Raw genomic sequence first — 20,367 nt, forward strand, 5'->3', positions numbered from 1 at the left:
TTATTTTTTAATTTTCTTTTCAAGTGTTCCCAGAGACTGGTTACATTTTCCCCACTACATTTTCTTGTTTGGAAACCAATAGTTGGTCAACTTTTAGATTCTCAGTGTCGATGATTTCAAACTTATAACCGGCATAAACCAGAAAATCCGTGCGCTTCGGGATTTTGCGCAGGGAATACATCATAAAGCCGGCGATGGTTTCGTAGTTTTCCGAATCGGGAAACTCTTCGATATCCAGCGCGCGCATCACGTCGGCGAGCGGGGTCGCGCCATCTACCAGCCAGGTGTCTTCGGTGCGGCGGATGATTTGCGGCTCTTCTTCGGTATTAACCAACTCGCCCATGACGATGCTCATCACGTCTTTCAGCGTTACCACACCGACCACCAGCGCGTATTCGTTCACCACTACGGCAAAGTCTTCGCCGGAAGTTTTGAAGGTTTCCAAGACATCGTAAAGCGATAGCGTGTCAGGGATGAACAAGGCTTTGCGCAACACGCGCTTGTCGGTCAGTCGGACGTCTTTTTCTTTTAAAAATAAAGTCAGCAGCGTGTGCGATTCGATATAGCCGATGACGCGTTCCAAATCGCCGTCGCATACGAGGAATTTGTTGTGCGGTTTGTCCGACATCATTTCCAACACGGTATCGCTGTTGTCGTTTTTATCAAAATAGACAATGTATTCGCGCGTGCTCATGGTGGAAGTTACCTTGCGCTCTTGCATATCGAAAATGTTTTCAATCAGATAGTGTTCTTGTTCTTTCAACACACCAGCCTGCGCACCGGCATCGACGACGGCGTAAATGTCTTCCGAGGTCAGTTGCTCCTGACGAACGGTGGAAATTTTGAAGAGCTTGAATATTGCGTTTGCCAATCCGTCAAAAATCAAAATAAACGGCTTTAAGATAAAAATTAAAAACATCATCGGCCGTACAATGCGTACCGCCACCGCTTCAGGGTAGGTCATCGCTACGCGCTTGGGCATCAGGTCGGCAATCAGGATAAAGCTGCCTGTTACCAACGTAAATGTCAGCAGCGACGCAACGGTACTGCCCCAACTGCCAGCGTTTGCCAACAAGCCGTCAAAATAGGGGCGCACCGCCGCCTCTCCGACGATACCGGCAAGAATGGCGACGGCGTTCAAACCGATTTGGACGACGGTAATAAAACTGCCCGGTTGCTGCTGCATATTGAGCACATCCAGCGCGCGTGTATCGCCACCGTCTTTCGCCATGACCTGCAATTTGATTTTGCGCGCCGAAGCAAGCGCGAGTTCGGAACAGGACACAAACGCGCTAATGACAATCAGCAGGCACAATAATAGTAAGGCTTCGAGAATATTCATGAAAAATTATGTGTGGTATAGGTTAAAAACATTCAGACATCAAAGACCGTCTGAAAAATTTAATTTATTCTGTGATTAATATTATGTGTATTTATCGCTTCAACCATCTAAAGCATCTTCATCCAAGGATTTCAGCCACTTCAGCTTTTCGCCAATTTTGATTTCCAATCCGCGCGGGACGGGTTGGTAGAAATCGGGTTCGTCCAAGCCGTCGGGCATATAGCTTTCGCCGGCGGCGTAGGCGTTCGGTTCGTCGTGGGCGTAGCGGTATTCGCGTCCGTAACCCAATTCTTTCATCAACTTGGTCGGTGCATTGCGCAGGTGGACAGGCACTTCGTCGCTGGCATTTTCTTTGACGAAACGGCGCATTTGGTTGTATGCCTTATAGCCTGCATTGGATTTGGCGGCGGCGGCAAGGTACAACACGGCTTGAGCCAAAGCAAGCTCCCCTTCCGGCGAGCCTAAGCGCTCATAAGTCGCGGCGGCATCATTGGCAATCGTTAAGGCACGCGGATCAGCCAAGCCGATGTCTTCCCATGCCATGCGGACAATGCGGCGGGCGAGATAGCGCGGGTCGGTGCCGCCGTCGAGCATACGGCAAAACCAATACAGCGCGGCATTCGGATGCGAACCGCGCACGGATTTGTGCAACGCGGAAATTTGGTTGTAAAAACTCTCGCCGCCTTTGTCGAAACGGCGGATTTGCGCACCCAAACTATCGGCAAGAAATTCGGCGGTTAAGGTTTTCAGACGGCGTGTATCGGCAGCGCGTAAAAGTTGTTCCAATAAATTCAACAATCTGCGCGCATCGCCATCGGCGGTATTCACAAGTAATTCTTGCGCATCGGCTTCAATCGTAAACTCTTGGTATTCGGGCAAAGCCAATACTTTGGCAATCAGCTTTTTCAGGTCGTCTGAAGACAAGGATTGCAAGACATAAACCTGCGCCCTGCTGAGCAATGCCGGATTGACTTCAAATGACGGGTTTTCCGTGGTCGCGCCGATAAAGGTTAATAAGCCGCTTTCGACATAAGGCAAAAATGCGTCTTGTTGCGCTTTGTTGAAGCGGTGTACCTCGTCAACAAACAAAATCGTCGCTCGCCCTTGTTGCAGGGCAATTTCAGCCTTTTCAATAGCCTCGCGTATGTCTTTCACACCTGAAAATACGGCGGAAACAGGCAGAAACTGCGCATTGAAACTCTGCGCCAAAATCCGTGCCAGCGTGGTTTTGCCTACACCCGGCGGCCCCCACAGCAACATAGAATGCGGCTTTCCACCTTCCACCGCCACGCGCAAAGGTTTGCCCTCGCCGATTAAGTGCTGCTGCCCGATGACATCATCTAAAGAATGCGGGCGCAGGCGTTCGGCTAAAGGGGCTTCGGGTTGACGTGCAAAAAGGTCGGACATAGCGGCTTTCGTGCTGATTGATTGAAAAGAAAACTCGCTAGCATTATACGGTAGTTTCGCAAACACACATATCGGGCCGCATTACGGTATAATACATGCTATTTTGAGAATTCTTCGGACGTTTCAGACGGCCTTGTTTACAGGAAACATCATGACTTCAAAAGCTCTTTTGGCAGCTGTTACATCAGCTTTCTTATTGGGTGCATGCGCTACCGGCGGCGAATCTTTCGGCGGTTTGGGCAGCGGTACGGGTATCGGCAGCAGCGTAGTGAAAATGGCGGTAGACAGCCAATGCCGTACCGAATTGAACAAACGTAACGAATGGCGCGTCATTGCTTTGGCCATGAGCGCGGAAAAACAAGCCGAATGGGAAAATAAAATCTGCGGCTGCGCCAGCGAAGAAGCGCCAAACCAATTGACTGCAACCGAAATGATGCAGGTATTGAGTCCAGCAACCCGCGAACAGGCCATTGCTTCCGTTACCGCAAAAACGGTTACCGCCTGCTTCAAACGACTCTACAAATAATCATTCAGACGGCCTTTTTTCACATCAAGGCCGTCTGAATTCGTTTTGACTTTCTATTTGAATTTTAAATACATAGAGAAGAAACCATGAAATACATCAGCACCCGCGGTGCGACCGCACGCAAGCAATTTAGCGAAGTTTTATTGATGGGCTTGGCTCCTGACGGCGGTTTGATGCTGCCTGAGCAATACCCTCAAATCGACCGTGCTACTTTAGACCAATGGCGCACACTCAGCTACCCCGAGCTGGCGTTTGAAGTCATGAGTCTGTTTGCCACCGACATCCCTGCTGATGATTTACGCGACATCATCAACCGCACCTACACCGAAGAAGTATTCGGTACCAAAGCCATCACGCCGGTGCGCACACTTTCAGACGGCATCAAAATCCAAGCCCTTTCCAACGGCCCGACTTTGGCATTCAAAGACATGGCCATGCAATTCTTGGGTAATGCGTTTGAATATGTATTGAATAAAGAAGGCAAAGAACTCAATATCTTGGGTGCCACCAGCGGAGATACCGGCTCTGCCGCCGAATACGCCCTGCGCGGTAAAAAAGGCGTCAACGTCTTCATGCTGTCTCCGGAAGGCAAAATGAGCGCATTCCAACGCGCACAAATGTTCAGCCTGCAAGATGCCAACATCCACAACATCGCTGTTGAAGGCATGTTTGACGACTGCCAAGACATCGTCAAAGCCGTACAAAACGATGCCGAATTCAAAGCCAAATATCATATCGGCACAGTCAATTCCATCAACTGGGGCCGTATCGTCGCCCAAGTCGTGTACTACTTCGCCGGTTATTTCAACGCCACATCAAGCAATGACGAAAAAGTCAGCTTCTGCGTACCAAGCGGCAACTTCGGCAATGTCTGCGCCGGCCATATCGCCCGCCAAATGGGCTTGCCCATCCACCGCTTGATTGTCGCCACCAACGAAAACGACGTATTGGACGAATTTTTCAAAACCGGCGCATACCGTCCGCGCAATAGCGAACATACCCATGTTACTTCCAGCCCGTCCATGGACATTTCCAAAGCCTCCAACTTCGAGCGTTTTGTATTTGACCTGATGGACCGCGATGCGGACGAAATCCAAACCTTATGGGCGGAAGTAGCCTCCGGCAAAGGCTTCAATTTGGAATTTGCCTTAAACAAAGTACATCAACAATATGGCTTTGTTTCCGGAAAATCGACCCATGCCAACCGCCTTGCCACCATCAAACAGGTTTACGAGCAAGATCATGAATTGATTGATCCGCATACAGCCGATGGCGTCAAAGTTGCCCGTGAAGTCCGCGAAGCTGGCGAAACCATCGTCTGCCTCGAAACCGCACTGGCCGCCAAATTTGAAGCCACCATCCATGAAGCTGTCGGCGAAGTTTCCATCCCCCGCCCTGCCGCATTGGAAGGCTTGGAAAATCTGCCACAACGGGTCCGTGTTGTCCCTAATAATGCGACGGCAGTGAAAGACATCATTAAGGAAGCTCTGGCTTAACCGGCCGTCCTTGACGACTGATGAGGCCGTCTGAAACTTTTTCAGACGGCCGCAACCGATATTTGAGAAGTGGGCAACATTATTGCCAAACCCACCAAACCACAGTCGTTCCCAATATAAAATCAAGGCGTTAAAACAATACCGACTCCTTTTGACTTTCAATTGCAAACATTGTAATGACAGATATTTTCGTTTAGAATTGCATGTTTGCTCTAAATTTGGATTGATATGCAGACAACACAAGCCACATCCAACTGGGAGCTATACAAGCGCTTGCTTGGATATTTGAAAAGCTATTGGAAGATGTTTATCGTCTCCGTAGTGGCCATGCTGATTGTCGCCGGTACGATGCCGGCTTTCGGTTACTTGCTCAAACCTTTAATCAATGAAGGTTTTGTCGATAAAAACATGAAAAGCATGTCATGGTTGCCGCTGGCAATTGTGGCGCTGTTTTTCGTTCGCGGCCTGTTTAACTTCATCAACGAATATTGCACGACGTATCTGTCCAGCCACTTGGTGCAGCGCTTGCGCGGTGAAATGTTCAACAAAATGATGCACCTGCCGACTTCGTATTTCAGCAGCAATACCGGCGGCCGTTTGATGTCTCGTATCTTGAACGACGTCAATCAAATTACCGATGCAGGGTTTAACGTCATTACCGTGATTGCCAAAGACGGCGTGAGCGTAGTCGGCCTGTTGGGCTTGCTGACTTATCTGAACTGGCGTTTGACCCTGATTACTTTTATCATCTTGCCGGTTGTTGCTGTATGTATCCAAACAGTCAGCAAACGCCTGCGCAAACTGTCTGCCAACAACCAAATTTATCTTGGCCAGCTGATGCAGGTCTTGGGCGAAAGCATTAATGGTGAACGCGTTGTAAAAATCTACGGCGGTCAAGATTATGAAAACCGCCGTTTCGACCGCATTGCCAATGATGTTCGCCGCAACCTACTCAAACAGGTTTCCGCCAGCTCTGCCGGTACCGGTATTACGCAATTGATGGCTTCGGTCGCTCTGGCCGCAATTATTTACGCAGCAGCCCGCCAAGCAGGGCTTTCCGGCTTCAGCGCAGGCGATTTTATGTCGTTTTTGTCCAGCATGATCATGATGTTTGACCCCATCAAACGTATGACCGGCGTGATGCAATCCCTGCAGCGCGGTTTGGCGGCGGCAGAAAGCGTCTTCACCTTTTTGGACCAACCCGAAGAAAGCAACGAAGGCAAACAAACCCTCAGCCCAAACCCTGGCGATATCGAATTTTGCGATGTTGTACACCGTTATCCCGAAGCCGAACGCAACAGCTTAAACCACATCAACCTGCTTGTCCCACAAGGCAAAGTGACTGCCTTGGTCGGAGCATCGGGTTGCGGCAAAACCACCTTGGCCAATATGTTGCCGCGCTTCCTTAATCCCAATGAAGGCGAAGTTTTGATCGGCGGCGTCAACATCAATAAATATACACTCGAAAGCCTGCGCAGCCGCATGGCATTCGTCGGCCAAAACGTTGTCCTGTTTAATGGTACGATTGCTGAAAACATTGCCTATGCACAAGCTGACAAATTCAGTGAGGAAGAAATTATCAATGCTGCAAAAGCCGCGAATGCTTGGGAATTTATCCAAAAAATGCCGCAAGGCCTGCACACTGAAGTCGGCGAAAACGGTTTAAAACTGTCCGGCGGCCAACGTCAACGTCTCGCCATTGCGCGTGCGCTTTTGAAAAACGCGCCGATTTTAATTTTGGACGAAGCCACCAGCGCATTGGATAATGAATCCGAACGTTTGGTACAAACCGCATTGGAAAACCTGATGCAAAACCGTACCACTTTGGTGATTGCCCACCGACTTTCTACCATCGAAAAAGCCGACAACATCGTTGTCATGCATGAAGGCAATGTCGTCGAACAAGGCACACACCAAGAATTAATCAGCGCAGGCGGACGCTATGCCGACCTGCACAGCCTCAGCGAAAAATCAGCCGTACCGGCGAGCAAGTAGCTGAAGCCGTATTCCACTCTTTTTATTAACCTCGGCCGCCCCGACTTATCCTATTCAGACGGCCCCATCCGACAGGAAATATCAATGGCAGCATTCAATACCCAGAAAGTCTTGTCCGTACACCACTGGACCGACGCTTACTTCACTTTCACCTGCACCCGTGACGAATCCTTACGCTTTGAAAACGGCCAGTTCGTCATGGTCGGCCTGATGGTTGACGGCAAACCGCTGATGCGCGCATACAGCGTGGCTTCCGCCAACTGGGAAGAGCATCTGGAATTTTTCAGCATTAAAGTACAAGACGGCCCATTGACCAGCCGCCTGCAACACCTTAAAGTCGGCGACGATGTCCTCATCAGTAAAAAACCGACCGGCACACTGGTTGCCGGCGACCTGAATCCGGGCAAACACCTCTACCTCTTGAGCACCGGTACCGGCATCGCCCCTTTCTTGAGCATTACCAAAGACCCTGAAATTTACGAGCAATTCGAAAAAATCATCTTGGTTCACGGTGTACGCTACAAAAAAGACTTGGCATACTACGACCGCTTCACCAAAGAATTACCCGAACACGAATACTTGGGCGATTTGGTTAAAGAAAAATTGATTTACTACCCGATTGTTTCACGCGAAGACTATGTACACCACGGCCGTCTGACCGATTTAATGCGCAGCGGCAAACTCTTCGAAGACATCGGCCTGCCCAAAATCAATCCGCAAGACGACCGCGCCATGTTGTGCGGCAGCCCTGCCATGTTGAAAGACACCTGCAACGTCTTGGACGAATTCGGCCTGACCGTTTCTCCGAAAACCGGTGTCCGCGGCGACTACCTGATTGAGCGCGCATTCGTCGATCAATAACGTATCTCCGGCAACAGGCCGTCTGAAACCCTTCTTTCAGACGGCCTAAAACCTTAATAATTTATCCCACATTATGCCTACTCTACTCATCATCCGTCCGTCCAACCGTCCGCAACAAGATATCCAAACCTGCCATGCAGCCGGTTGGCAGGCTCAAGTATTGAGTCCGATCGAAATAGAGGCAGACCGTTCGGCACTAAACAAACTTCCCGAACAATTCAAGCAAGCTGATGCCGTGTTTTGGGTCAGCCCGACCGCTATTGAAACCGCAGCGCCGCACCTGAACTTTTCAGACGGCCCCAAAGCACACATTACCGTCGGCCAAACCAGTCAACATACTTTGGCGCAATTCTCCCCCTATCCCGTATTCTCCCCCGAAGACGGCAACGACAGCGAAGCCGTCTTGAGAATGCCTATTTGGAAAAACCTGCCACCCAACTCCCGAGTTCTCATTATTCGAGGTCATGGCGGCCGCGATTATTTGGCAGACAAACTAAGCGCACTGGGTTTTCAAATCGACTTCGCCGAAATCTATTTCAGACGGCCACACGCCATCGATTGGCAGCACTTTAAAACCGAAGACATCGCCGCCGCCTACGTTACATCCGGCGAACTTGCACGCGAATTTTTCCATCAGATTCCGCCGCAATTTTCCCGATTCTTCGAATCCTTGCTATACTTTACCCATCATCCGCGCATTGCCGATGCACTTCGCATCGTCGGCGCTAAACACGTAGAAACCGTCACTTCTTTATCCGCAGCACTTTCATCCATGCCACAAAGGAGCCAAGCAGTGACCCAAGTCGAAGACAATAAAGATACCCGACAAGTTGCCAATACGGCAGCGCCGGCGCCTGAACGTTCTGAAAACACCAGGCCGTCTGAACCAATCAAACCTACCCAACCTCAGCAAGTGGAGGCGAGCATGCCCGAGTCCAACAATCTCCCACAAAACAACGCCCCTGTTATCATCAAACAATCCGGCGGCAAAGCCTTGGCCGCAGGTGCAACCGTCTTAGCACTGCTTAGCTTGGGCGCGAGCGGATTCCTGTTTGTACAGGGTCAAAATGTTTTAAAAAACCAAGAGCTCGAATTCAACCAAAAAATCGACAAAGCCGCGTTGGGCGAATCTGAAAATGCCAGCCTTTTAAAAGACAACCTCAACCGTCAAACCGCTATTCAGGCCGAGTTAGACCGCTTGAACAACGGTCAAAAAAACAATAGCGATCAAATCCTGCAAACGCAGAAAGCTTATCAAGAGCTGCTCAAAGGCCGTATCAACTGGCTGGTTGACGAAGCTGAATCCATGTTGAACACTGCTTCGCAACAATTGATGCTGTCAGGCAACCTTCAAGGCGCGGTCAGCGTATTGGAACACATTGACAGCCGCTTAAGCCGTTTTGAACAGCCTGAGCTTATCCCCATCAAGCAAGCCATCAGCAATGATTTGGCCACGCTGAAAAACCGTCCTTATGTCGATATTTCCGCCACTGCCTTGCGTATCGACCGTTTGGAAACTGGTATTTCCGGACTGCCTTTAGTCTTGGACGGCGTATTGAAACCAGGTGCCGCGCCTGTCGAAGCCGCCAATTCAGGAACTTGGTGGGAAAACACATGGGAGAAATCCCTCAATGCCCTCAAAGGATTGGTTGAAGTCCGTCATCTGGACAGCAACGACGCCATGTTGATTTCACCCGATCAAACCTACTTCATCCGTGAAAATCTGCGCCTGCGCCTTTTGGATGCGCGCATTGCCCTGTTGCAACACAACGGTGAAGTGTATCAAAGCGATTTGAACAACGTTGAAGCAACTGTAAAACAATACTTCGACAGCAAATCCCCTGCTACGCAGTCATGGTTGAAAGAGTTGGCCGAACTCAAAGCCCTTGATGTCCGCATGATTTTAGACGACAGCCTGAAAGCCAGCTTGAGCGCAGTTCGTGCTTATCAAGAAGGTTCGCGTACACAAATGACAGCTGAAGAAACTGCACAAACCCAAGCTGCCGAGCAAACCGCTTCCGCTCCGGCTGCAACTACCGAGCAAGCCACAACTGCCGCACCGGCTGCCGCTTCTGCCCCTCAATCTCTGGAAGCACCTGCATTGCCGTCTGAAAACAAAAAAGAACCGGCCGCCGAAGCTGCCAAACCACAAAACCAAACCAAGCCTGCTGCCAAAATTAAAGGAGAGCAAGCATGAAAACCGTCGTTTGGATTGTCATTCTGTTTGCCGCCGCCGTCGGTTTAGCCTTGGCTTCCGGCATTTATACCGGCAACGTGTATGTCGTGGTTGAGCAAACCATGCTGCGTATCAATCTGCATGCCTTTGTTTTAGGCCTGCTGTTGAGCGTATTCGTCTTGTATTTCCTGATTAAATTTGTGTTCGGCCTCTTAAATATTCCAGCGCGTATGCAACGCTTCGGCATCGCCCGCAAAGGCCGTCAGGCTTCTGCCTCGTTGAACAGCGCAGGTTTGGCATATTTTGAAGGCCGTTTTGAAAAAGCCGAACAAGAAGCCGCCAAAGTCTTGCAAAACAAAGAAGCAGGCGACAACCGCACCCTGGCTTTGATGTTGGGCGCGCATGCAGCCGACCAAATGGAAAACTTTGAATTACGCGACCGCTATCTGCACGAAATCGAACACCTGCCACAAAAACAACAGCTTTCCCGTCATCTTTTGCTGGCTGAATCTGCACTGAGCCGCCGCGATTATCCGACTGCCGCACAAAACCTTGAAGCCGCAGCAAAAATCAATAGCAACTTAAGCCGCTTGGTCCGCCTGCAATTGCGTTATGCCTTTGATCATGGCGATGCTTCAGATGTCTTGGCAAAAGCGGAAAAACTGGTCAAAGCCGGCGCCATCAACGATTACGAAGCCGAACAGTATCAAAATTGGGCATATCGCCGCCTCTTAAGCGAAGTAACCGATGCAGGCAGTCTGAAAGCTTGTTTGAAACACATTCCAGAAAGCTTGAAATCAGGCGAATTGTGTGTCGCGATTGCCGAAAAATACGAGCGTTTGGGCTTGTATGCCGAAGCGGTCAAATGGGTAAAAACCCATTATCCGCAAAACCGCCAGCCCGAGCTTTTGGAAGCATTTGTCGAATCCGTACGTTTCCTAAGCGAGCGCGAGCAACAAAAAGCCATCGACTTGGCAGATTCTTGGCTGCAGGAACAACCCGACAATGCACCGCTGTTGATGTATCTTGGGCAACTGGCCTACGGCCGCAAACTTTGGGGCAAAGCCCAAGGCTACCTCGAAGCCAGCATCGCCCTGCAACCCAGCGTATCCGCACATTTGGTCCTAGCGCGCGTGTTTGATGAAACCGACCAACCGCAAAAAGCGCAAGAACAACGCAATCTGGTTTTGGAAAGCGTGGCCGAGGAAGAACATCCGGCAGCCCTTCCTCAACCAAATTGATGTGCCGGCTTCACATTAACAACTCATGAAATCTTTCATACCAGCTTCTATTTAATCATTTCAGACGGCCTGAATAAACAACTAAGGCCGTCTGAACTTTGTTCCAACATACCAAATCAGAAAGCCTATTTATCATGACTGCTCTGAAAAACGATACTTTCCTCCGCGCCCTGCTCAAACAGCCTGTCGAATACACGCCCATCTGGATGATGCGCCAAGCCGGACGCTATCTGCCTGAATACAAAGCTACGCGCGCACGCGCAGGCAGCTTTCTCGATTTGTGCAAAAACACCGAGCTGGCGACCGAAGTCACCATCCAGCCTTTAGACCGCTTCGATCTGGACGCGGCAATTCTGTTTTCCGACATTCTGACCGTCCCCGACGCCATGGGTTTGGGTCTGTATTTTGCCGAAGGCGAAGGCCCGAAATTTGAACGCGCTTTGCAACACGAAGCCGACATTGCAAAACTGCAAGTTCCCGATATGGAAAAACTGCAATACGTCTTTGACGCGGTAACTTCCATCCGTAAAGCACTGGACGGCCGCGTTCCACTCATCGGCTTCTCCGGCAGCCCGTTCACACTCGCCTGCTACATGGTCGAAGGTGGCAGCAGCAAAGAATTCCGCACCATCAAAACCATGATGTATTCGCGCCCTGATTTGCTGCATAAAATCCTCGACACCAATGCCCAAGCCGTTACCGCTTATCTCAATGCCCAAATCGATGCCGGCGCACAAGCCGTACAAATTTTCGACACTTGGGGTGGCGTCCTGAGCGATGCGGCGTTTAAAGAGTTCAGCCTGAAATATATCCGTCAAATCGTAGCCGGACTCAAACGCGAAAACGAAGGCCGCCGCGTGCCTGTTATCGTGTTTGCCAAAGGCGGCGGCTTATGGCTGGAAAGCATGGCAGAAATCGGTGCAGACGCATTAGGCTTGGACTGGACCTGCAACATCGGCGAAGCCCGCCGTCGCGTCGGCGAACAAGTCGCCCTGCAAGGCAACTTCGACCCGTTTGCCCTCTTCGGCACACCGGAATCTATCCGCACCGAAGTCGCGCGCATCCTTGCCGACTACGGACACGGCAGCGGCCATGTATTCAACCTCGGCCACGGCATCAACCAACACGCCGACCCCGAACACGCCAAAATCTTAGTCGATACCGTACACGAACTGTCCCGTCAGTATCACCGTTAATGAAATAACGCAAAGGCCGTCTGAAAACAAAAACACAATTATCGTGTAAATTTGTTTTCAGACGGTTTTTCTATATACTTAATATTTGAAGCTTGTCGGCCCCAACCTTCAAATTGAAAAACCCAACCACTCCCCACCGAATATGAATTTCTTAAAAGACATCACCTGGACCGAGATTTTTATCTTCGCCCATACCTGCGCCGCACTCGCCTGCATGCTGCGCGTGTTGTACAAACAAAAAAACATCGGCTCAACCTTTGCCTGGCTGATTATCCTCTTCCTTTTCCCCGTATTCGGAACCATCGCCTACATCCTCATCGGCGAGCCGCGTCTCGGTACGGCCCGCGCCAAACGTACCGGCGAAATGAACCGTTTCTACCGCAACTTTGCCGCCACCCATCTTGCCGATATCTATCTCGATATTGCCGACCAAGTGAAATCACGTTACCACGGCATCAGTAAAGTTGCCGAAAAAGGAACGGGGCTGGGTGCAACCAAAGGCAATGCCATGAGCCTGCTCTCGACCACCGATGCCATCATCGATAGTATGCTTACAGACATACGCGCTGCAACCCATTCCTGCCTGCTGGCTTTTTACATTATCGAGCCCAAAGGCCGCATCGAAGAAATTTTAAATGAAATTCTTGCCGCCGCAGATCGAGGCGTTGACTGCGCCATTCTGGCCGATGCCGTCGGCAGCAGGAGTTTTTTTGAAAGCGATTGGATAGAGATACTGCGCCAAGCAGGCGTAGAAGTACATACCTCCTTGCCTGTCGGCATCTGGCGTACATTATTCACACGCACCGACCTGCGCAACCACCGTAAAATCCTCGTTACCGACAGCAAAATCGGTTACACCGGCAGCTTCAACCTCGTCGATCCGCGCTACTTCAAACAAAACTCAGGCGTCGGCGAATGGATAGATGCCATGATGCGTTGCACAGGGCCTATGGTACTGGAGCTGTCAGCCGTCTTTTTCGCCGACCTTGCCGTCGAAACCGATAAAAACCTCCAAAACGTACAAACATACCTCAACCAAGCAAAAAACCTGCTGCCCCAAATCCTTCCCGAAAAAATGCAGCAAGGCAATATTGTTGCCCAAATCATTCCCTCCGCCCCCGAGCAAAGCAGCTTCGTCATCTACGAAACCATCATCAGCGCCATCTATGCCGCTACCAAACAAATCACAATTACCACCCCCTACTTCGTCCCCGACGAGCCGCTTCTGATGGCATTAACCGTCGCCGCCAAACGCGGCGTCAAAGTAACCCTGATACTGCCCGCCAAAGTCGATTCACTGATGGTACGTTACGCCTCACGCGCCTACTACCCTATGCTGCTGGAAGCCGGCGTCAAAATCGCCATGTTTGAAGGCGGCCTTCTGCATGCCAAAACCTTGACCATAGACGAAGACTACTCCCTCTTCGGTACGGTTAATATGGACATGCGCAGCTTCTTCCTCAACCTCGAAATCAGCCTCGCCATCTACGATCGCGACACCACCAAACAAATCTGCAACCTCCAACGTGACTACCTCAAAAACAGCAGCTACATTGCCATCAAATCATGGCAACAACGCTCCAAACTCCGCGGCCTCGTAGAAAATGCCGTCCGCCTGATGAGTCCTTTGCTGTAAAAAAGTAGTGAGGCCGTCTGAAAAACACTTTTCAGACGGCCTTTTAAAACACTTATACACAATATTTATCATCGATAAATATTCAACTCATCCCTTCTCTTTCGTTTCAGAAAAATAAGCCTCAACATATTTTCTCTCAAAATAGTTTTACAAAATTTAACCATAAATAAACCAATTGATATTTATAAAAATATTCAAACTACAAATCAAAATGAGACCAATATATTATTTTACATTTATTTGTAGTTTGATAATCATTATTAAAATAATTAGAATAAACGGTCAATTTTTCATTCCTTGGGAAAAATCATGAATAAAACCTCTTTTCCTGTATTCCGCCTTAGTCTCATTACACTCGCACTATCAACAGGCTTCGCCCATGCCGAAAATACGCACCCCGCAGAAACTGCCGAACTGAATGAAATTAAGGTTACCGGTACTGCCGTACCGACCCGCGTAACCCGCAACCAGCTTGACCGCGAAACTTCGACCGATTTGAAACAAGTCATGAAAGACCAAATCGGTATGGATGTCGGCGGCGGCAACGGCGTGGCGCAGTTTTACAGCATCCGCGGCGTCGGCGAAGACAAGATTAATCTGGAAGTGGACGGCACCAGCCAATCCACCAAAATCTTCCACCACCAAAGCCGATTCCAGCTTGACCCCGCTTTGGTGAAAAGCATCAACGTCGAAAAAGGCACAGGCGCGGCGAGCGCGGGCTTGGGCGCGGTCGGCGGTACCATCCGCGTAACGACGGTTGACACGAAAGACCTGCTGACCGACGGCAAACCTTTCGGTTTCAAACTCGGCGCGGGCTTGAGCAGCAATAAAGGCTCAACCGGCAACGCGGCGGTTTACGGCTATCAAAACGGTTTCGATGCCCTGTTTGCGGGCAACTTCCTCAATAACCGCGACTACAAAGACGGCAACGGCGATGTCAACCGCGGCAGCCGTCTGAAACAGCACAGCTACCTCGCCAAACTCGGCTACGACTTCAACGACGACCACGGCATCCGCCTGACCTACCGTCAGGAATACCAAAAAGGCAACCGCACCGACAAAGCCGAGTTCCAAAACGTTGACAGCTACGTCGGCGTGGACGGCACTTATCAAAAAGAGCAATCCTACAATCTGGAATACCGCGGCCGCAATGTCGGCTTCCTCGACAAAATCGACGCCAACGTCTTCCAAATCAACACCGACGACACCAAGCCGCCTAAAGGCGCGCCTTCCCCGAAAGCCCACGCCTCCGGCACGGCGCAAGGCGGCGTTCCCATCAGCCAGCTTGAGTTGAGCAAAATCAAAGCGACCGGCGCGAATCTGAACCTCGCCAGCTCTTTCGGCGACGGACACATGGTGAAATACGGCGTCAACTACCGCCACGAAACCTCCGAGCCGTCCGACAAAGGCGCGTGGTTGAAGATTCTCGGCCTATATGACCGCGACAAAGAGAAGAAATCCGAATACGGCGTGTACGCGGAAGGCATTTGGAATTTGCACCCCGTTACCCTGACCACCGGCCTGCGTTACGACCATTTCAAATACAACGCCGCCAGCAGACAAAACGCGTCCCACGGCCAGCTCAACCCCAGCATTGGCGCGATTTGGGACATCAACGACAACTTCTCGCTCTTGGCAAACCTCAATCAGGCAAGCCGCGCGCCCCGCCTGAACGAAGCCCTGTTGGCTAACGAACGCGCAGGCGCCGCCGCCGATTTGGACAGCAACCTCAAAGCTGAAACTGCCCGCCGTGCTGAAATTGGCTTCAAATGGCGCAACGACAATTTCAACGTCAGTGGCAGCGTGTTCCACCAACGCATCAAAGACCTCATCGTCTATCGTTGGGCAAAAATCAACAACAACACCGCCTCCATCACCGAACGCGGCAAGATTTACAACGGCGGCACGCTCAAAACCTACGGCTACGAACTTGACGCATCCTACCGCTGGGGCGGCCTGACCGCGCGTACCGGCGTATCCTACGTCAAACCCCGTCTGAACGGCGAAATGTACTACGGCGAAAGCCCGATTCAAGCAGAAGACCATGAAAGCTCGTTCACCTTTTGGAACACCGGCCGCCAATGGCTGACCGGACTGTCTTACCAGTTTGAAAATCCCAAACTCGAAATCGGCTGGCGCGGTCGCTACGCCCAAAGCGTGAAATACACCGACGTCGCCCGCGGACAAGGCACGATACACGGCAAGAAAGCCGGTTACGGCGTACACGACATCTACGCCAACTGGCAGCCGCTGAAAAAAGACAACCTGAACGTCAACTTCGCCGTCAACAACATCGGCAACAAGCAATACCGTTCGCACAGCCAACGCTTCCCCGACGGCAACGGACGCGTGCCCTTCTACGAACGCGGCCGCGAGTTTGCCTTGGGTGTGAACTATCGTTTCTGATGATACGAACGACGTTATAAAGAAACCAAAGGCCGTCTGAAATTCAATTTTCAGACGGCCTTTTATAATTCGTAGACAATTTGATTATAAAGTATCTCCTCTCCCTTGCTAGTTACACAACGGATTATCCAGTCTTCAAATCTTCTCCATTGGGCTTCTTTTCCAAATCGGTCATGATTTGATTCCTTCTGAAAACTGACTACTTATTCTTCCAATATAAATAAGATCATCTCCAATGCCGTCTGAAAAAATAAAGGCTGTATTTTTACATTTAACCATGCCGTTGGAGATTGATTCCATTTGTGTGTTTAAAAAATACAATGCAAATATTAATTACACTTTTGCTGTAAACCATTTGACAAAGTCATTTTTAGGAATATAATATTTCTCATATATGATTTTTGTTATATATGTTTATTTATAGACAATTCATTCTGAAACAAGGAGCAATAAAATGAAACGAAACTTGGGTACTTTGGATCGCGTAATCCGTATTGTTATCGGTGTAGCGCTGATTGCTGCAGCCGCTACCGGACAAATTGGCTGGTGGGGTTGGCTGGGTATCGTCCCTCTGGGCACAGCACTGATTGGCAACTGCGCGCTGTACAGCTTATTGGGCATCAACACCTGCCGCATCAACAAAAAATAACGAAGGCAAAACATGAGTACGGTCGGACAACTCCCGCGAATTACGCCTTCCGAAGCAATGGCAAAAATCCGTGAGGGCGCGTTGGCAGTGGACATCCGAAGCCAAGCCGAATATCGGGGCGGGCATATTGGCGGTGCATTATCCCTTCCGCCTGAACAGCAGCGAGACAGACTGCCCGATGATACAGCCCCATGCCTGATTTTTTATTGCCTGAGCGGTAAACGTACAACACGGGCAGAAATAATATTGTCAGCGCTTGGCCAAGGTCGCGAATGTTATATTCTAGAAGGCGGCTTACTGGCATGGAAAGCTGCAGGGCTTCCTATTGTTGCCGACCGTACCGCACCGGATATTATGCGGCAGGTGCAAACCATAGCGGGCAGTTTGATTCTGTTGGGCGTGCTGGCAGGTTGGCTGGTATCGCCTTGGTTTTATCTGATAGACGTGATGGTCGGCGCAGGCCTGTTGACGGCCGGACTAACCGGATTCTGCGGCATGGCACGCCTACTGGCCAAAATGCCATGGAACCATTAAGCAAAGGCCGTCTGAAAGTTGCTGCTGAGGCCATTATGACTGATAATTCGACCTCCTCATTTGCCGACAAGCGTGAAAAATGACCACTGCCGACAATCAACCGCCCTACGAAGAAGCCAGCGCTTTTCTCAAACTGCTGGCCAATCCCAACCGCCTCGCCGTATTGTGCAAACTACATGAAAGGCCGCACAATGTAACTGAGTTGGCTGAATCATCCGGACTGCCGCAAGCGGCAATGTCCAGCCAATTAGCCCTACTACGTGAAGCCGGTTTGGTATCGTTTGAGGTGAACCATCGGGAACGGCAATATTACATTGCCGACCCGAGGGTAACCGAGATGATACAGTTGCTGTATTCCTTTTTTTGTGCAGAAAAATCTTAAAATGTTATCGAAATAGGATAGTCAAAAAATCTATCCTATTTATAATTTTAAAGGCCGTCTGAATCTTTTTCAGACGCCCTTTATTGTATTTTTAGTCTTGCCATATCATCTCGTGTTTAGAACCATAAGTAATCTTCTTGATATTGCTTTCAAGAGCAATTTCTTTATCTAATGTTCCTGAGTATTCCGAACCTGCTAATTTTTGAAATAAAGTAATATTCAGCTCATCGTTGCGGCTAGTTGTTTTGATATCTGAAATACCCATTGCACTATTGCCTAATAAGCCTGTCAAATGAACCCGCCTATAACCCTTAGCTTCATTGACTGTAATTTTGAAATTCCCAATATCGTCCAACTTGATTTCATCATTGGCAAAAAAGCAGCCGGATAATATCAAGCCTGTTACTCCCAGCATCATTACCCTCATTTTCATAATAACTCCCTGATCGATTTAGCAGCCTTAGACTCAATTTTCAATCGCCGACAGTTTCAGTATTTTCAGACGGCCTTTTTATACTGCTTCTGTATTCACACTTAAAGCATGTATGCGTGCCGCACACTCCCCTGTATGTAGGTTTGAAGTGCACTATTTAAAAACATGATGAGCGGGGATATTTGGCTGCACAACGGCTGCCTGAAAATCAGCCCGAGCCGCCATGTCAAACTGGAAACGTAGGATGCCATTGATGCAGACGATGTAATTTTATCATTGGATAACAGCCCTGAAGAAATCGGATCAGGCTTAAGGTTGGTATTGAGCCTCTGCCGATAATAATTTGACAAAAGGTCGTCTGAAAGACGGAAACTTTTTTCAGATGATCTTTTTTATCACACTCAAAGCCCGCGTGCGTACCGCACACACCCTGCCTGCAGATTTCATGCGGGCTACGGCTTATTGTTGGTAATAATTTTAATGAGTTAGGTTCACATTATTATTTTATGATGCTTTCCAAGTTTTCGTATCTAATTAGAGCATTATCCAAGGCGGAGTTTGGTACTATCTGCAATGGTTCTTCATGTAAAAGACGGTATACGGGGTTAATTAAGAGTTCTTGGAAGTTATGGGAATTTATTTTCAATAAGTCGATACTATAATGCCAAAATTTATCTCCATAGTCATAGTTTGACCAAATAATCGCATTATTTTCTAATGAAAATGATCCAGGCTCTTCATCAAAATATAAAATTTCTTCTATTGGATATTTAATAAACCATTCGCTATCATGCCTTATACCTGATGAACTAATATGAATTAAAGGCCTATCTATTTGATTAGGAATTGCAACACTTTCATCACTAAATGAAAATTGGAAGTTAATAAACCTATAAGCTAGATCATCAGTTAATTTTCTTCTTTTCTTATCAAATATGGCGATACTTATATTACACCAAGGTACTAAATACTCGCTATTTGAAAGATGATGACTTTCTTTATGATTCGAAGCTTTAAATTTTGTACTACTATCAAGAAATTTATCTAACGTATTGATTAGTAGATACTTTAGTGCATTAATTTCTATAAAAAATTTATCCAATTCGTTTAATGCAGTTGTAATGTTCCTGCCTTGTTCTAAATAATTATCCATTGTTAACCTTCCATTGGTTTTTCAATTGAGGAACATTGATCCTAGTAAAATTTACTAATTCAAATGTTTTATTATCCCATACTAAATAACTTGGGATACGAAGTAAAGGAAAGAAATTAAATCGTTTAATATTCAGCTTTTCTAAAAATAATTTTAGATCATTCATATAAATATGATAATTTTTTAATTCAGTATTATTGCATTCTGCTAACACTATCTCTAAAAACTGCAACCAAGTAACTGCATACCAAGGATAATTTTTCTTTTTTTCATAAAAATTAGGGTGAATACTACTGGCTATATAAATTAAACATGTTTTCTCCTCTTGGAAATTCTCCCACTCTCTCTCTAATTGATCTTCCATAAAATGAGAGTTGATTCCCCATTTTAGTTCAACAATATAGTTTTCCTTTTTTCCATCAACACAAAAAGATACTAACAAATCTGGCTCAGTAATCTTTATTGATTTATCCTTCCATTTATGTTGTTTGCGGCTCCAAAAAACAATTTCATGAGTAATATGAATATTGTTTGGAATATCTTGCCTAGATAAAAGACGAAAAAAACGGTATATGGCTTTAGAATCAAGATATTTCATGACTCCAAAAATAGTAGATGTAATTTCATCTTCTCGTGGTATGCGTTGATGGTTACCTTCAGATTGAGTAGAAAATTTCTTTTTAGCATCTTTTAACCAGCGACTGCTTTTACCATGTATAACAGCATGAAGCATTGCGTATCCTTTTTAATTTAATATTTTATATGCTAATTATTTTGAAATTGATTGACAATTTGGTAGTATAGATTGCTAAAAAAATAGTTGTGTGAAATTTTTAAACTATATGTATACTTCATGGTGCATACTATACTTATACAGGCTAAACTTGTTCTAGACATCACCAATGATATTCTGTTTTCTGTATAAATGGTATTG

At 48.2% G+C, this 20,367-nt stretch carries 17 protein-coding genes and 2 pseudogenes; 14 read left to right on the top strand and 5 right to left on the bottom strand.

The genetic code is table 11. From position 1 onward, the window contains the following. Nucleotides 1–40: 40 nt before the first annotated feature. Together paeA and BBP27_RS04565 are read right to left on the bottom strand one after the other, a co-directional pair. Nucleotides 41–1,342, bottom strand: coding sequence for a polyamine export protein PaeA (gene paeA / locus BBP27_RS04560; RefSeq protein WP_188211585.1), 1,302 nt, complete (start codon nucleotides 1,340–1,342; stop codon nucleotides 41–43). A gap of 99 nt (nucleotides 1,343–1,441) precedes the next feature. After that, complete coding sequence (locus BBP27_RS04565; RefSeq protein ID WP_188211586.1) at nucleotides 1,442–2,749, bottom strand: replication-associated recombination protein A; 1,308 nt, start codon at nucleotides 2,747–2,749, stop codon at nucleotides 1,442–1,444. Nucleotides 2,750–2,900: 151 nt separating this feature from the next. On the opposite strand from BBP27_RS04565, the gene BBP27_RS04570 reads away from it, so the two are divergent. The 13 genes and pseudogenes from BBP27_RS04570 to BBP27_RS04630 all read left to right on the top strand — a co-directional run bounded on the left by BBP27_RS04570 (nucleotide 2,901) and on the right by BBP27_RS04630 (nucleotide 17,847). After that, complete coding sequence (locus BBP27_RS04570; protein ID WP_188211587.1) at nucleotides 2,901–3,275, top strand: hypothetical protein; 375 nt, start codon at nucleotides 2,901–2,903, stop codon at nucleotides 3,273–3,275. A gap of 86 nt (nucleotides 3,276–3,361) precedes the next feature. Continuing rightward, nucleotides 3,362–4,771 carry a threonine synthase gene (gene thrC, locus BBP27_RS04575; RefSeq protein WP_003746333.1) on the top strand — a complete coding sequence of 470 codons (1,410 nt, stop codon included), beginning with the start codon at nucleotides 3,362–3,364 and terminating at the stop codon, nucleotides 4,769–4,771. A gap of 228 nt (nucleotides 4,772–4,999) precedes the next feature. Next, a complete protein-coding gene (msbA, locus tag BBP27_RS04580; protein WP_188211588.1) occupies nucleotides 5,000–6,766 on the top strand; it encodes a lipid A export permease/ATP-binding protein MsbA in 1,767 nt (588 codons plus the stop codon). A gap of 84 nt (nucleotides 6,767–6,850) precedes the next feature. Next, a complete protein-coding gene (locus tag BBP27_RS04585; RefSeq protein ID WP_003746329.1) occupies nucleotides 6,851–7,627 on the top strand; it encodes a ferredoxin--NADP reductase in 777 nt (258 codons plus the stop codon). Nucleotides 7,628–7,700: 73 nt separating this feature from the next. After that, a pseudogene (locus BBP27_RS04590) lies at nucleotides 7,701–8,396 on the top strand (uroporphyrinogen-III synthase); the annotation flags it as partial. 156 nt (nucleotides 8,397–8,552) lie between these two features. After that, complete coding sequence (locus BBP27_RS04595) at nucleotides 8,553–9,824, top strand: uroporphyrinogen-III C-methyltransferase (protein ID WP_223168909.1); 1,272 nt, start codon at nucleotides 8,553–8,555, stop codon at nucleotides 9,822–9,824. Then, nucleotides 9,821–11,044 carry a heme biosynthesis protein HemY gene (locus BBP27_RS04600; protein ID WP_188211590.1) on the top strand — a complete coding sequence of 408 codons (1,224 nt, stop codon included), beginning with the start codon at nucleotides 9,821–9,823 and terminating at the stop codon, nucleotides 11,042–11,044. The genes BBP27_RS04595 and BBP27_RS04600 overlap by 4 nt, the downstream gene beginning before the upstream one ends. A gap of 134 nt (nucleotides 11,045–11,178) precedes the next feature. Further along, on the top strand, nucleotides 11,179–12,240 hold the full coding sequence (gene hemE / locus BBP27_RS04605; RefSeq protein WP_188211591.1) for a uroporphyrinogen decarboxylase: 1,062 nt from the start codon (nucleotides 11,179–11,181) through the stop codon (nucleotides 12,238–12,240). Between the two features lie 142 nt (nucleotides 12,241–12,382). Further along, nucleotides 12,383–13,876, top strand: a complete 1,494-nt coding sequence (gene cls / locus BBP27_RS04610) for a cardiolipin synthase (protein WP_188211592.1) — start codon at nucleotides 12,383–12,385, stop codon at nucleotides 13,874–13,876. A 309-nt stretch (nucleotides 13,877–14,185) separates the two neighbouring features. Then, nucleotides 14,186–16,282 (top strand): TonB-dependent receptor domain-containing protein, encoded by a 2,097-nt coding sequence (locus tag BBP27_RS04615; protein WP_188211593.1) that lies wholly within the window; start codon nucleotides 14,186–14,188, stop codon nucleotides 16,280–16,282. A 454-nt stretch (nucleotides 16,283–16,736) separates the two neighbouring features. Next, complete coding sequence (locus tag BBP27_RS04620) at nucleotides 16,737–16,931, top strand: YgaP family membrane protein (RefSeq protein ID WP_003746314.1); 195 nt, start codon at nucleotides 16,737–16,739, stop codon at nucleotides 16,929–16,931. 12 nt (nucleotides 16,932–16,943) lie between these two features. After that, a complete protein-coding gene (locus BBP27_RS04625; RefSeq protein WP_188211594.1) occupies nucleotides 16,944–17,465 on the top strand; it encodes a rhodanese-like domain-containing protein in 522 nt (173 codons plus the stop codon). Nucleotides 17,466–17,544: 79 nt separating this feature from the next. Continuing rightward, entirely contained in the window at nucleotides 17,545–17,847 is a 303-nt protein-coding gene (locus BBP27_RS04630) for an ArsR/SmtB family transcription factor (protein ID WP_070625688.1), read from the top strand. Between the two features lie 91 nt (nucleotides 17,848–17,938). Here BBP27_RS04630 and BBP27_RS04635 read toward each other — a convergent pair whose 3' ends face one another. Then, on the bottom strand, nucleotides 17,939–18,280 hold the full coding sequence (locus tag BBP27_RS04635; RefSeq protein WP_070631442.1) for a hypothetical protein: 342 nt from the start codon (nucleotides 18,278–18,280) through the stop codon (nucleotides 17,939–17,941). A 150-nt stretch (nucleotides 18,281–18,430) separates the two neighbouring features. Between BBP27_RS04635 and BBP27_RS04640 the strand changes: the two are divergent. Continuing rightward, nucleotides 18,431–18,619: pseudogene (locus tag BBP27_RS04640) on the top strand (contact-dependent growth inhibition system immunity protein); the annotation flags it as partial. Nucleotides 18,620–18,779: 160 nt separating this feature from the next. Here BBP27_RS04640 and BBP27_RS04645 read toward each other — a convergent pair. Together BBP27_RS04645 and BBP27_RS04650 are read right to left on the bottom strand one after the other, a co-directional pair. Beyond that, nucleotides 18,780–19,433: a hypothetical protein gene (locus BBP27_RS04645; RefSeq protein WP_265511164.1), complete on the bottom strand. Its 654-nt coding sequence runs from the start codon at nucleotides 19,431–19,433 to the stop codon at nucleotides 18,780–18,782. Next, nucleotides 19,426–20,166 carry a hypothetical protein gene (locus tag BBP27_RS04650; protein WP_265511165.1) on the bottom strand — a complete coding sequence of 247 codons (741 nt, stop codon included), beginning with the start codon at nucleotides 20,164–20,166 and terminating at the stop codon, nucleotides 19,426–19,428. The genes BBP27_RS04645 and BBP27_RS04650 overlap by 8 nt, the downstream gene beginning before the upstream one ends. Nucleotides 20,167–20,367 lie beyond the last annotated feature (201 nt).

Source organism: Neisseria sp. RH3002v2g, assembly GCF_014596425.2.
GTDB lineage: Bacteria > Pseudomonadota > Gammaproteobacteria > Burkholderiales > Neisseriaceae > Neisseria.